The sequence below is a fragment of the Streptomyces sp. SCUT-3 genome (assembly GCF_014083985.1).
GTDB classification, from domain to species: domain Bacteria; phylum Actinomycetota; class Actinomycetes; order Streptomycetales; family Streptomycetaceae; genus Streptomyces_H; species Streptomyces_H thermolineatus.
Genome location: NZ_CP046907.1, coordinates 5,895,701 through 5,909,078 on the forward strand (window position 1 = coordinate 5,895,701; position 13,378 = coordinate 5,909,078).

At 73.2% G+C, this 13,378-nt stretch carries 10 protein-coding genes and 2 pseudogenes; 7 read left to right on the forward strand and 5 right to left on the reverse strand.

The annotated features are described in order from the left end of the window. Positions 1-8: 8 nt before the first annotated feature. From GQS52_RS26040 to GQS52_RS26050, 3 genes are all read right to left on the reverse strand, one after another. Complete coding sequence (locus tag GQS52_RS26040) at positions 9-542, reverse strand: DinB family protein (RefSeq protein WP_182315991.1); 534 nt, start codon at positions 540-542, stop codon at positions 9-11. A gap of 194 nt (positions 543-736) precedes the next feature. After that, positions 737-1,102 carry a PH domain-containing protein gene (locus tag GQS52_RS26045; protein WP_182316740.1) on the reverse strand — a complete coding sequence of 122 codons (366 nt, stop codon included), beginning with the start codon at positions 1,100-1,102 and terminating at the stop codon, positions 737-739. Positions 1,103-1,328: 226 nt separating this feature from the next. Then, positions 1,329-3,530, reverse strand: coding sequence for an NACHT domain-containing protein (locus tag GQS52_RS26050; protein ID WP_182315992.1), 2,202 nt, complete (start codon positions 3,528-3,530; stop codon positions 1,329-1,331). Positions 3,531-3,750: 220 nt separating this feature from the next. Here GQS52_RS26050 and GQS52_RS28490 point away from each other — a divergent pair. Both GQS52_RS28490 and GQS52_RS26055 read left to right on the forward strand, forming a co-directional pair. Then, positions 3,751-3,993 (forward strand): annotated as a pseudogene (locus GQS52_RS28490) (IS5/IS1182 family transposase); the annotation flags it as partial. Continuing rightward, positions 3,989-4,291, forward strand: a pseudogene (locus tag GQS52_RS26055) (IS30 family transposase); the annotation flags it as partial. The pseudogenes GQS52_RS28490 and GQS52_RS26055, both read left to right, overlap by 5 nt. A 226-nt stretch (positions 4,292-4,517) precedes the next feature. On the opposite strand, the gene GQS52_RS26060 reads toward GQS52_RS26055, so the two are convergent. Then, positions 4,518-4,841, reverse strand: a complete 324-nt coding sequence (locus tag GQS52_RS26060) for a hypothetical protein (RefSeq protein ID WP_182315993.1) — start codon at positions 4,839-4,841, stop codon at positions 4,518-4,520. Positions 4,842-5,417: 576 nt separating this feature from the next. On the opposite strand from GQS52_RS26060, the gene GQS52_RS26065 reads away from it, so the two are divergent. Further along, positions 5,418-6,362, forward strand: coding sequence for an aminoglycoside phosphotransferase family protein (locus GQS52_RS26065; protein WP_182315994.1), 945 nt, complete (start codon positions 5,418-5,420; stop codon positions 6,360-6,362). A gap of 70 nt (positions 6,363-6,432) precedes the next feature. On the opposite strand, the gene GQS52_RS26070 is transcribed toward GQS52_RS26065, so the two are convergent. Continuing rightward, positions 6,433-7,749, reverse strand: a complete 1,317-nt coding sequence (locus tag GQS52_RS26070) for a helix-turn-helix domain-containing protein (RefSeq protein WP_182315995.1) — start codon at positions 7,747-7,749, stop codon at positions 6,433-6,435. A 123-nt stretch (positions 7,750-7,872) separates the two neighbouring features. On the opposite strand from GQS52_RS26070, the gene GQS52_RS26075 reads away from it, so the two are divergent. The 4 genes from GQS52_RS26075 to GQS52_RS26090 all read left to right on the forward strand — a co-directional run bounded on the left by GQS52_RS26075 (position 7,873) and on the right by GQS52_RS26090 (position 13,283). Then, a complete protein-coding gene (locus GQS52_RS26075; RefSeq protein ID WP_182315996.1) occupies positions 7,873-8,451 on the forward strand; it encodes an urease subunit gamma in 579 nt (192 codons plus the stop codon). Continuing rightward, entirely contained in the window at positions 8,448-10,136 is a 1,689-nt protein-coding gene (locus GQS52_RS26080) for an urease subunit alpha (RefSeq protein ID WP_182315997.1), read from the forward strand. Before GQS52_RS26075 ends, GQS52_RS26080 begins: the two co-directional genes overlap by 4 nt. Positions 10,137-10,254: 118 nt before the next feature. Then, the gene (locus GQS52_RS26085; protein ID WP_182315998.1) at positions 10,255-11,955 is read left to right on the forward strand and encodes an amidohydrolase; all 1,701 of its coding nucleotides are present in this window, start codon (positions 10,255-10,257) and stop codon (positions 11,953-11,955) included. Then, positions 11,952-13,283 (forward strand): MFS transporter, encoded by a 1,332-nt coding sequence (locus tag GQS52_RS26090; RefSeq protein WP_182315999.1) that lies wholly within the window; start codon positions 11,952-11,954, stop codon positions 13,281-13,283. The genes GQS52_RS26085 and GQS52_RS26090 overlap by 4 nt, the downstream gene beginning before the upstream one ends. The last annotated feature ends 95 nt before the right edge of the window (positions 13,284-13,378 follow it).

Here is a 13,378-nt window from a genome sequence, read left to right on the forward strand (position 1 = left end):
CGTGCGGGTCAGGCCCCGACCGTCCCGTCGATGCCCTCGCGCAGGAAATCGGCGTGTCCGTTGTGCCGGGCGTACTCGTGGATCAGGTGGAGCATCACCAGCCGCAGCGAGACGTCCTCGCCCCACCGGGGCTGGTGGCCGGTCACGTCGAGCGACTCGGCCTCCCGCTCGATCCTGCGCGCGTGCTCCACCTCCCCCCGCCAGGCGTCGAAAGCCTCCGAACGGGTGGACGAGGACGCGTCGTACGCCGCCTGGTAGTCGCCCTCGTCCGACCACACCAGCGGAACGTCCTCCCCGTTGATCACGCGGCGGAACCACGCGCGCTCCACCTCGGCCATGTGCCGCACCAGGCCCAGCAGGGAGAGCGTCGAGGGCGGCATGGAGCGGCGGCGCAGTTCCTCGTCGGAGAGGCCGTCGCACTTCATGGCGAGGGTGGCGCGGTGGTATTCGAGGAAGGCGCGCAGCGTCTCGCGCTCGCCCCCGCGCAGGGGCGGGCCGACGCGTTCGGCGGCCGCCGTGGTCTGTTCCGGGTCCTTGTGCACGCCGACGATGGTGCCCCGCCGAAGGGCCCCGCCGCAGCGGTCCGGCGCAATCCGCCACGGACCCGCGGCGACGGGGCCGTGCACTGCGGGGCGTTCGCCCGGGAGCACCGGGCCGGGGCAGGGGGAGTGGCGGGCCGGCGCCGGGGGAGGGGCGGAGCGGGCCCGCCCTGCCCCTGCCGCCGGCGCCGGAACGGCTACTTCGCCACGAACTGCGCCAGGACCGCCTGGACCTCGTAGATGTCGACGCTCTTGGTGAAGGTCTTCCGTACCGGAACGGGGTTGCCGGAGATCCAGATGTTGAGCTCCGCCTCCAGGTCGAAGGTGCCGGCGGTCTCCACCGAGAAGTGCGTGATGCTCTTGTAGGGAAGGGAGTGGTACTCCACCTTCTTGCCCGTGATCCCCTGCTTGTCGACGAGGATGAGGCGCCGGTCGGTGAAGAGCATGGTGTCGCGCACCAACAGGTAAGCGGCGTGCACCTGTTCGTCCTGCCCCAGCAGCCGCGCGTAGTCCTGCTGCGCCGCGACCGGATCGACGGTGTGTGCGTCCCCGAAGAGCCCCATGGCATCCCCCATCTGTTTCGAAGTCGTGCAGTCCTCGCACCCTATAACGGCAGTTGACGCCGTATCCGGCAAAGCAATGGGCGCTGCGCGCCGCGCCCCGGGAGTACCGCGGCGGTCGCGACTGCCGGCCAACGTCCCGGGCGTGGACATCAGAGGGAGGCTTGTGGGTCTTTGCATGGTTCTGGGTCGACAGTGAACCCACGCCGGCCCCGCGTCGGAACGCTCTTCATGAGCGGGGTGGTGGCACGGGGTGGGTGGCGAGGTGGTCCTGGAGTTCACGATGGCGGAACTGCCATGCGGTCCCGGACACGCGCAGGATGCCCAGTTCGTAGCAGACGTCGAGGAAGCGCCCCAGCCGCCACGGCAGTTTCCTGCGTGTGTACAGGAGGAGCGCGAAATACCGCAGGGCTGCCGAGCCGCCTGCGACAGGGATACCAAAAATGAACGCCCCGATCATTAACCCGAAAAAGGACACCGTCAAAAAGGGAAGATCCCCAAAACTGGTTCCGTAAATGGTGTTGAACGCGAGCAGGCTTACGAGCCCGGACAAGAACGTGGCCGCGACCGCTGTCACGGGTCCGAACACGACTGCAGCCGTGAGGTCCATGCGGATGAGGTGATGGGGAAGGACTCCCGCTTGCTCCTGTTTACTCATGAGTCCGCGCGCGAGACCGACCGCGAGCCCTGTCGCGAGCCCGAACCCCAGGCCCACCACGAGGCTGTCCTGGAGCAGCCGCGGGGCACTGGCCTCATCCGTCTCGTAGAAGAGGCCGAAGATGCTGTAGAACAGGCCGAAGAAGATCAGGAAACCGATCGAGAAACCGACCGTGGAACCCAGTGCGAGAGCGCGTCGGCCGGTAGGGGTGCGAAGGCGGCCAAGGTCGATCCGCCATGGCTTCGGCCATGCTGGACGGTAGAGCACCGTGAAACAGAGGAGGAACGCCCATAGCACCACCAGTTCGAAGTCGTCACCCGGCACCAGAAGCCCGGCAGGACTGACCAGTAGGAGTGGCGCCGCCACGGCCAGAACACGTTCGGTCCACCGTGTCCGATGCTTCCCGCCCAAGGGCCACAGTTCGTGGAGAACCAGGTCGGTGCTGCTCAGCGCATGCCCTGCGACGCATCGGGGTGGGCCGTCTTGAGGGCCGCTGTTGTCATTGAGGTAGCGGGCGAGGAAGGCCAAGCGGCGCCAGACGGCGTCGGCGGTGTCAGTGCCCGACGGCCGGGGGGTGCCGTCCGATCCCCAGTGGCGTGCGGCCACCGCGGCGCCGATGTACCGGTCCAAGAGGTACTCGTAAAGATGCCCGCCGAGGGCCAGCACGAGGAGATCACCGGGGTCACGCAGGTATCCCCCGTCGGCGGTGCGTTCCTCGAAGACGGTGGCGGCCAGGGTCAGGCGCCAGGGTGTGTCCAGTGTCTCGGCCAGCAGGGTGTGTTCCGGCTGAACGGTGCCGGCCGGACCCGCCGTCACCGTGTCCAGGGCGGAGAGAACCGGCTGCCAGCGGGCTCGACCCCGCTCCGTGCCGGCGACGCGTTGGGACAAGTAGCGGTGAGCGCGGGAGGCGTCGACGCGGGCCACGGCAATGTGTGCCACGATTCGGGGTTCCGTTCCTGCTTCCACCAGGGCCTGATAGTGGGCGTGCCGGCAGGTCACGACGACCGGGCAGTGTTCGCCACCGTGCTCGAACCGTTCGACGCAGCGAAGGAGGGCGGCGGCGCGTGAGGTGTAGCCGGGGGTCGTGCCCGGGTCCATTTCGTCCAGACCGTCGATGACCGGCAGAACGAGATTGGCGTCCACCAGGCGGGCGGCTTCGCGGCGGGGAAGACGGTAGACGTCGGTCAGGTGTGTCCGTAGCCAGTCACGTATGTCGCTGCCGGGCCAGGATGCCGCGGTCAGTCGTACCGGCACCGGCTCCTGCGGGGAACGTTCCTTGGCCAAGCCCAGAATCAGGGACAGGGCAAGCACGGTTTTGCCTGTTCCCGCGTCACCGCCGCTCTGCCCGTCCCGGCCCTCGGACGGCGTACCGGTGATGACCACCCGCCCGGGCCGCAGGCCCCGGTAGTAGTCGGCGACCCCCTCCAACGTTCCGTCGGCGCGCGGACTGCTCATCCCTGTGGCCGTGACCGTGAAAGCGAGGTCGATCCGCCCGTCCGGCGCTGCCCGTCCACTGCCGAGCAACTGCCGGTACTGCGCGCCCTCCACCCGCGCCACCAGTCCGGCGAGTTCCTCCGCGATCACCGAGGCCGTGTGCTGGTTCTGCAGGGCCTGGATTCCCGCCCACGCTCCCCATCCCCCGAGGACCACACCCACCAGGCTGGGCAGGAGGGCAAGCACCCCCGCCGGGTCGGGCTTCTCCCCCTTGGTCTGCGGCAGCGCATCCACCGTCCACCACAGGCCGACCAAGCACACCGCAACGCTTAACACCACTGCCGAGACTCCCCCGGCCCGCCCTCGACGCATCATGGGCACATCATGACTCAGGGAACGGTCACGATCCTCTGGCTCACCGGAGTGAAGCAGCCCGGGCCTGTTGGAGGCTCGACCCCGAGCGGGCGATTATGAGATATGGGCGATTCCGTTATCACCTGATGGTGCAGAGGGGGCGGTTTCTTCCGGGCCGGGGGGTGTAGTTCGATGGGCTGGCCGGGTGAGTGAACGGAAGCCGTATCCGAGTGAATCGTCGGACGAGCAGTGGGCTTGTCTCCCGCGCGACCTGCCGCCCAAGAGCGCGACGTATTGCTACTTCGCAGCCTGGCGGGACGACGGAACCGCCCAGGTCATTCACGAGCTCCTGTGCGGCCAGATCCGTGAACGCGCCCGGCAATCAGAGGACCCGACCCTGGTGGTCCTGGACACCCAGAGTGTCCACGTGGCCACTGGGGTCCCTGCCCGCCCACCTGCGCGGCTCCCTCACCTGGGACCAGGGCAGCGAGATGGCACGCCACCAGCAGTTCAGCATGGCCACCGGCATGCCCGTCCACTTCTGCGACCCGGCCTCGCCCTGGCAACGCGGCTCGAACGAGAACACCAACGGACTCCTGCGCCAGTACTTCCCCAAGGGCACCGACCTGAGCGTCCACAGTCCCGAAGACCTCGAACACGTCGCCCAGGAACTCAACGGCCGCCCACGCAAGACGCTCGGCTGGGACACCCCAGCCGAGCGTCTACGTGATCTACTCACCACCTGAAACCAAGTGGTGTTGCGACGACCCCTTGAACCCAAGAGAGAGGTGCCGGGGGCCGCCGTGTGCGTTGTGCCGTTTCGCCGGTCCGGCCGGGCCGGGCCGAGTGCGGCGTGGTCGCACGGGAGGTCCGGGGGTCAGAGGCCGGTGCGGGAGGGTGCCGCTGCCGGTGACCCGCGGTCGGTGCGGGGGCCGGGTGCCGCTCGCGGCGCGGCCCGTGGAGCGGGCGGGATCACATCACCCACTCGATCCTCTCCACTGTGTCGTTCTCCTGCGAGGGCTCTTCCATGCTCTCGCCGGCCCGCAGGACCCGGGTCTTCGTGCGGCTGATCAGCTTCGCGTCGCTCTGCGTCATGTTGACCCAGGAGGACACGTTCCTGGCCATGCTGCTGCTGCCCACGGGCAGCCGGGAGAGGTCGACGTCGTACCCCGCGCCGACTCCGTAGGCCGGGCCCTGACGCCTGTAGTCGCGCCACATGCCGAGGGTTCCCGGAGGGCACTCGCTGCCGGTGATCTCGACGACGCCGGGGGGCAGCTGAGTGTGCTGAGTGGTCATGCTCGTACTCCGTTCCTGCGTCCCGCCGCTTCAGGGGCGGGAGCGGTCTCCCTCAACTTCCCCCCGCACGGGGGAAACCGCCTTCCGAACGGGGGACGGGCAGGGCCGTTCGGAGTACCACTGACTCGATGGTGTGAACCGTGCGTACGGGCGGGCCGGGGCCCCGCCGAGGAGAGGGGGGAGAGGCCCTGCCGGATCCCCGGCCGCGGGCCGCCGGACGGAACCTGTGCCCGGTCGGTCTCCGAGGCGCGGTCGTGGGACGCCGCCGGCAGCGCGAGGACCTTGCCGAGCTGCTCGCGCGCCCCTTCGTCGGCGATGGTTCCGTCCGCGCCGGTGTGGCCGAGCACCGTCCGCAGCGTGGCCTCCGCACCCCGCCCCCGGCCGGGGGGCGGCCGCGTTGACCCGGGCGGCCCGGTGCTCCGTAGGATTTCCGGGGACTCCGGGGGACCCGAACCGCACGGCCCGGGGGCGGTGCGCGCGCCCTGCGGCGCGCGGCCCGTCCGGCGTCTCCGTCCCGTACCGGGCGGGGTCGTGGGGCGTGGCACGGGCCCGCCGCACGCCATCGGGAAGGATGCGATGACCGCCGACCGAACACGCCGCCGGCTCCAGGTGCCCGCAGCGCTGGCCGCCTCGCTGGCCGAGGACGGCCGGCGGGCCTGGGCCGAGGCGCTGCCCGATCTGGCCGAGCGGTTTCTGGACCGCTGGGACCTGCGCCCGGACGGCCCTGCCATGCACGGTGCCGTGGCGCTGGTCCTCCCGGTCCTGCGGCCGGACGGCACCCCCGCCGTCCTCAAGCTCCAGCCCGTCGACGAGGAGACCCGCGGCGAGCCCGCCGCCCTGCGCACGTGGGGCAACCGCCTCGCCGTCGGCCTCCTCGACCACGACCCCGCCACCGGGACCATGCTCCTGGAACGCCTCGACGCTTCCCGGACGCTGGAGACGGTGCCGGACGGCATGCGGGCCCTGCGCGTCCTGTCGGAACTCCTCGCCCGGCTGACCGCGTCCCCGGCTCCTCCCGGTCTGCCGGGGCTGGCCGACATCGCACAGGACATGCTCGACCGGTCGCCCGGCAGCGCGGACCGCCTGGCGGACCCGGCCGACCGGCGCCTGCTCGCCGCCTGCGCCGCCGCGACGAGGGAGGTGATGGACGAACCCGGCGACCGCCTCCTGCACTGGGACCTCCACTACGCCAACGTCCTCGCCCCGCTCCCCGGGACGCCGGTGCAGGGGCGGGCCGACTGGGTCGCCATCGACCCCAAGCCCCTCGCCGGCGACCCCGGGTTCGAACTGCTGCCCGCCCTGCGCAACCGCTGGGACGACGTCGCCGGCGCCGCGGACGTCCCCCGGGCGGTGCGCCGCCGCTTCGACCTCATGACCGAGGTGGCGGGACTCGACCGCCGCCGCGCCGCCGCGTGGACCCTCGCCCGCGTCCTGCAGGACGCGCTCTGGGACATCGAGGACGGGGCCACCGCGCTCGACGAGCAGCAGACCGCGGTCGCCGAGGCGCTGCTCGGGGGATGACGGCGACCCCGGCGACCCCGGCGGGCCCGGCGGGCCCGGTGGCCCCGGCTCCCGGCCGCCCGGCACCTTCTCAGGCGGGCCGGCTGCGGGCGCACTCCAGGGCGAACAGGACGGTGGCGGCCTCCGCGGGCCTGACGGGGTGGTAGCCGGTGAGTTCGGCGAACCGGCCCAGCCGCTTGAGCACCGTGTTGCGGTGGCAGTACAGCGTGCGGGTGGTCTCGGTGATCGACCCGGTCGCGCAGTAGGCGGTGACGGTCTCCACCAGGCGTTCCCGGTCGTGCGGTGCCAGGGGTTCCAGCCCGGCGAGCACGGAGTCGGCCAGGACGTCGGCGAACGGGCCCAGTCGGGCGGCGGCCACCGGCATCCACGCGTCCTCCGGGCGGACCGGCCCGTCCGCCCGGCCGTCCATGGTCGCCGCGACCGCCTCGGCGACCCGCACGGCGTCGGGGACGCGGGACAGGCCGCGCGCCACCGGGCCGACCGCGCACGCCACCCCGTCCAGCCACGGCTCCGGCACGGCGTGCGCCCCGTGCGGCAGTTGGACCACGAGCACCAGCATGCCGTTGTGCTGCTGCAGGTGGGACACCCGGCCCGTCAGCCGCGCGGAGACCGCCCGGCGCATCTTCTGCTGGGAGTCGGGGTGCGCCACCGCGACGGCGAAGTCCGACTGGGCGCCCACCTGCAGCAGGGTCGCGGCCTGGGCGACGAGCTGCTGGTCGCGGCCGTCCGAGGACAGCAGCCTGCCCATGAGCGCGGTCCGCTCCCGCTCCTGCTCGCGGGCGAGCACGGCGACCTGGTCCAGGTAAGCGGCGTGCACGTGCACCGTGTGGAACTCCACGGCCTCCCACACCCGCACCGCGCCCCGGGTCAGCTGCGTCAGCTCCGCCGGTCCGGTGCGTTCCAGGAACGCGGTCCACAGCACGCGGAAGTCCATGCGCACCGCCTGCAGCAGCCGCTCGAGGGGCATGCCCTGGCGGGCCCGGCGGCGCCCGAGCCGTTCGGGGACCCCGCGCTGCTCCTCGGACAGCGGCAGGCCGCCGATCAGGCGCAGGAGCAGCTCGAAGCAGTCGCGGGCGGTCTCGCGCAGGTCGTCGGGGGCGACGGTGGTGCCGTCGTAGCCCTCCAGGGCGGTGACCTCGGTGAGGTAGCGCCCGACGAGGGTGTCCAGGTCGTCGAGGCAGGTGCGGACCAGGGCGCGCAGTTCCGGGGAAACGGGCGCTCCCGTGCCCGGCGCCGCGGGGGCGGGCGGCACGGAGAGGGCGGCGGGGTCGGCGGCCTCGGTGGAGTCGGTGGGGACGACGGAGGCGGCGGGGTCGGTGGGGTCGACGGGGTCGGAGGGGCCCGCCGGGGCGGGGCGGGGAGTGTCGGAGACCGGCGGAGTGTGCATGTGCACATTGTGGGGGCTCGGAGGGAGAGCATTTCGTCATTGTTCACCGCCACTCCACCCGGCATGGTGTGTGCATGCCCTCGCACGGTCACCGGACCGTGCGCGTTCCCGAGGGGGATTCCCATGCACCTGACCCCGCGCGAGCAGGAGAGGCTCACCCTCTTCTCCGCGGCCGGGCTCGCCCGCCGCCGGCTGGCGCGCGGCGCGCTGCTCGGCGCGACGGAGGCCGTCGCCCTGGTGTGCGACGAGATCCTGGAGGCGGCCTGGGACGGCACCCCTCTGGAGGCCGTCGTCGAACTCGCCCGGGACGTCGTCCCGCGGGAGCGGCTGCTGCCGGGCGTCGCGGAGGCCGTGCCCGCGATCCAGGTCGAGGCGCTGTTCCCGCACGGATCCTCCCTGGTGCACGTCGACGAGCCGTTCGGCCCCGCGGACCCGGCCGGGCCCGGCGGGGTGCTGGTCGCCGAGGGGGACGTGGAGCTCGCCCCCGGCCGCCCCCGCACCGAACTGCGGGTCGTCAACCGGGGCCGCCGACCGGTGTGGGTGTCCTCCCACTTCCCCCTGGAGGAGGCCAACGCCGTGCTGGAGTTCGACCGGGCGGCCGCCCGCGGGCACCGGCTGGACGTCCCCGCGGGGACGTCGGTGCGGTTCGACCCCGACGAGCCCCGGACCGTCACCGCGGTGGCACGAGGAGGAGAGCGATGAGCCGGATGTCCCGGCGCGCGTACGCGTCCCTGTACGGCCCGACCACCGGGGACCGGATCCGGCTCGCCGACACCGACCTGTGGGTGCGGGTCGAGGCCGACGACACCGAGCCCGGCGAGGAGATGCTGGGCGGCTGCGGCAAGACCGCCCGCGACGGACTGCTGGTGGCCGGCCGCGCCCCGCGCGACAGCGCACTGGACATGGTGGTCCTCGGCGTCGTCGTCATCGACCCGCTGATCGGCGTCCGCAAGACCAACATCGGCATCAAGGACGGCCGGATCGTCGGCATCGGCCGGGCGGGCAACCCGCACACCGCCGACGGGGTGGAACTGGTCGTCGACTCCCACACCGCGATGGTCACCGGCGAGGGGATGATCGCCACGCCGGGCGTGGTGGACTCCCACGTCCACCTGTCCAGCCCCGAGGTGGTGCCCGCGGCCCTGGCGGCCGGCGTGACCTCGCTGGTCGGCATGGGCATCGGCGGGGTGTGGGACGTGGGCGCCAACCCCGCCCACAACCTGCACAGCCTCATCGAGGGCTGGCGCGACACCCCGGTCAACGTGGCCTTCCTGGCCCGCGGCTCCTCCTCCTCGCAGGAGCTGCTGGAACGCGCGGTCCTCGCCGGGGCCGGCGGCTTCAAGATCCACGAGGACTGGGGGGCCACCCCCCGGATCGTCGACACCTGCCTGGGCGTGGCAGAGCAGGCCGACCTGCCGGTGGCCCTGCACACCGACACCCTCAACGAGTCCGGCTACCTGGCCGACACCCTCTCGGCCACCCGCTGCCGCACCGTGCACGCCTACCACGTCGAGGGCGGCGGCGGGCACCCCGACCTGCTGGAGATCGTCTCCCAGCCGCACGTGCTGCCCTCCTCGACCACGCCGACGCTGCCGCTGACCCCGGCCACCGTCGCCGAGCTGCTGCCGATGACGCTGACCGTCCACCGCGGCCACCACGGCCTCGACAGCGACCTCTCGATCGCCGCCGGGCGGGTGCGCGAGCACGCCGTTGCCGCGGAGAACGCCCTGCACGACCTGGGCGCGATCAGCATCGTCAACTCCGACTCCATGGGCATGGGCCGCATCGCCGAGACCGCCCGCCGAACCTGGCAGCTGGCCCACGTCCAGGCCCACCTGGCCGGGGAGGCCGGCCCGGACGCGGACAACAACGCGCGGGTGCTGCGCTACCTCGCCAAGATCACGCTGAACCCGGCCGTCGCCCACGGCATGGCCGCCGAGGTCGGCTCCCTGCGCCCCGGGCGCCTCGCCGACATCGTGCTGTGGCGCCCGGCGACCTTCGGCGCCCAGCCCGAACTGGTCCTGAAGTCCGGCTTCGTGGCCTGGGGCCTGTCCGGCTCCGGGTCCGGCTCCACGCGGCTGACCCAGCCGCGGGTGATGCGGCCCTACTTCGGCGGACTGGGCGGGGCGCCGCGCAGGCTGTCCACGGTCTTCGTCTCCCGGGAGTGCCTGGACGACAGTGCCGCGGCCGGAGCCCTGCCCCGGGGGGTGCGCTACACGGCGCTGCGCGACAGCCGCGGCCTGACCCGGGCCGACATGGTCGCCAACACCGCCGTGCCGCACGTGCAGGTGCCCACCACCCCCGACGCGGTGCTGGTCGACGGCCGGCCGGTCCCCGTCCACCACGCCGCCGAACTGCCCCTGACCCGGCTGCAGAACCTGGCCTGAACGCGCCGCCGCGCCGCCGCGCGGCCCGGCCGCGGCTGCCGCGCGGCCCGGCCGCGATGCCGCTCCCGTCCCCTCCCACCGCTCCCGCCCACTCGCCCGCACACCCGAAAGCCGACGCATGCTCGACCTGAAACTGCGCAACGCCCGCATCCGCACGGTGGACGACGACCGGCCGCACGCCCGCACCCTGGGCGTCCTGCACGGCCGCGTCGTCGGCCTCGACGAGGACGTCGAGGGCCTGCCGTCGCGCACCGTGCTGGACTGCCGCGGCGCCGTCGCCGTCCCCGGCTTCGGCGACGCCCACAACCACATGGCGTGGTTCGGCCAGTCCCTGGACGAGCTCGACCTGGAGCCTGCGGCCACCGTCGAGGAGGTGTACGACGCCGTCGCACGCCGGGCCGCCGCCCTGCCGGCCGACGCCTGGATCGTGGGCTCCGGCTACGACGACACCGTCCTGGGCGCCCACCCGCACCGCCACGGCCTGGACCGGGCCGCGGGCGGGCGGGCGGTGTGGCTCAAGCACCGCTCCGGCCACATGTGCACGGTCAGCAGCCGGGTGCTGCACCTCGCCGGGGTGCTGGACGGCCGCGCCGACGCCCCCGAGGGCGGGGCCGTGGTGCGCGACGCCGACGGCGCCCCCACCGGACTCCTCCAGGAACGCGCCCAGGAACTGGTCACCGCCCTGGTCATGCCCTACCCGGTGGACGGCCTGGCCGACGCCCTGGGCCGGGCCAGCGCCGTCTACGCCGCCGAGGGGCTCACTCACGTCGTCGAGGCCGGCATCGGCCTCGGCCTGATCGGCCGCAGCCCCGTCGAGGCCGCCGCCTACCAGCTGGCCCGCGAACGCGGCACCCTGCTCAACCGGGTCGAGCTGATGGTCGCCGCGGACAACATGCACCCCCTGCGCGCCCACGCCGACGACGCCATCGCCACCGGCATCGACCTTGGGCTGCGCACCGGCTTCGGCGACGACCGGCTGCGGATCGGCCCGATGAAGATCTGGCTGGACGGCTCCCTGATCGGCCGCACCGCGGCGGTCTCCGAGCCCTTCTGCGGGCACGCCCACGGCGGCGCCGTCCTCCAGGACGACCCGGGGCGCATGCGCCGCCTGGTGGTCGACGCCCATCGCGCCGGCTGGCGGGTGGCCGCCCACGCCATCGGCGACAGCGCCGTCGACCTGGCGCTGGACGCCTTCGCCGAGGCCCAGCGCCTCGCCCCGCGGGCCGACGTGCGGCACCGCGTCGAGCACTCCGGGGTCGTCCGCCCCGACCAGCTCGACCGCTACGCCGAGCTCGGCGCGGTACCGGTGCCCCAGCCGCGGTTCCTGCACGCCGTCGGCGACGGCATGGCCCGCAGCCTCGGGCCCGAGCGCACCCGGTGGATGTACCGCCACCGGTCCTTCCTGGACCGGGGGGTCCGCGTCCCGGGCAGCTCCGACCGGCCGGTCGCCCCGGGCGCCCCGCTGCTCGGCATGCAGTCCATGGTCGAGCGCCTCAGCCGCGACGGCGTCGTCCTCGCCCCCGACGAGCGGGTGAGCGCCGAGCAGGCCCTGCGCGCCTACACGGTCGACGCGGCCTGGGCCAGCCACGACGAGCACCGCCGCGGCAGCATCACGCCGGGCAAGTACGCCGACTTCGTCCTGCTGTCCGACGACCCCGTCACCGTCGGCAGCGGTCGGATCGGGGCCCTGGACGTCCTCGCCACCTTCGTGGAGGGCGAGTGCGTCCACGGCTCCGGCACCCTGGGGGACGTCACAGCAGTGACAGGTCCCCTCCCCACGGCCGGATCCCCGCGGCCGCACGCAAGGAGACACGGATGAGCAAGAACGACCAGGCCACCGCCGCCGCCCCGCCGGGTTCCGCGGTCGTGGTCACCGGCCAGGACGCGGGGCGCGTCGCCTTCGCCGCCTTCGTCGGCACGGCGCTGGAGTGGTACGACTACTTCCTGTTCGGCACCGCCGCGGCCATCGTCTTCAACCGCCTGTACTTCACCACCCTGGACCCGGCCGCGGCCACCCTCGCCGCCTTCGCCACCTTCGGCGTCGGCTTCGCCGCCCGCCCGGTCGGAGCGCTGATCTTCGGCTGGCTCGGCGACCGCATAGGCCGCCGCCCCGCGCTGCTGATCACCGTGGTGATGATCGGCGCGGCCACCGGACTGATCGGCCTGCTGCCCGGCTACGAGGCCATCGGCGTGGCCGCGCCGCTGCTGCTGGTGCTGCTGCGCCTGCTGCAGGGCATCGCGGTCGGCGGGGAGTGGGGCGGCGCGGTCACCCTGGCCGTCGAGCACGCCCCGCCAGGCCGGCGCGAGCGGTACGCGGCCCTGCCGCAGGTCGGCTCGCCCGTCGGCACCCTGATGTCCTCCGGCGTCTTCGCCCTGGTCCTCCTGCTGCCGTCCGAGTCCTTCGACGCCTGGGGCTGGCGCATCCCCTTCCTCCTCGCCTTCCCGCTGCTGATCGTCGCGGTCTACATCCGCCGCAGGGTGGAGGAGTCGCCGCTGTTCGACGAGATGCTCAAGCAGGACGAGCGCGCCAAGGTCCCCGCCCTGGAGGTCTTCCGCACGGCCTGGGGCAGGCTGCTGGTCGCCATGGCGTCGGCGGTGCTGGGCGTCGGCGGCTTCTACATACTGACCACCTTCATGATCAGCTACGGTGCCGACACCCTGGGGCTGTCCCGCACCCTGATGGTCAACGGCACCCTGGTCGCGGCGGTCGTCGAGATCGCGGTGATCCTGGTCGTCGGACGGATGGCGGAGCGCCTCGGCGCGGGACGCGTGACCCTCTGGGGCGGCCTGGCCACCGCCGCGCTCGCCTTCCCGGTCTTCTGGATGGTCGACACCAGGAACCCCGTCCTGGTCGTCCTGGCCATGGCCCTCGGCATCGCCTTCCTGTCCGTCGCCTACGCAGTCTCCGGCGCCCTGCTGGCCGAGCTGTTCCCGGCCCGCCTGCGCTACAGCGGCGTGGCCCTGGCCTACAACCTCGCGGGCGCCCTCACCGGCTTCCTGCCGTTCGCGGCCACCGCCCTGCTGGACGTCGGCGGCGGCGCCTCCTGGCCCGCGGCCCTGCTCCTGATGGGGCTGTCGCTGATCACCGCCCTCGGCGGCTTCCTCGGGCAGCGGATGCGCGTGAAGGACAACGTCGTCGCCGCCTGACCGCACCCCCGCCCGCACCCCCTCCCGCGGCCGCGGGCCCCGGCATCCGCCCGGGGCCCGCGGCCGTTCCCGTGCGCGGTGCCGGGGAGGCTCCG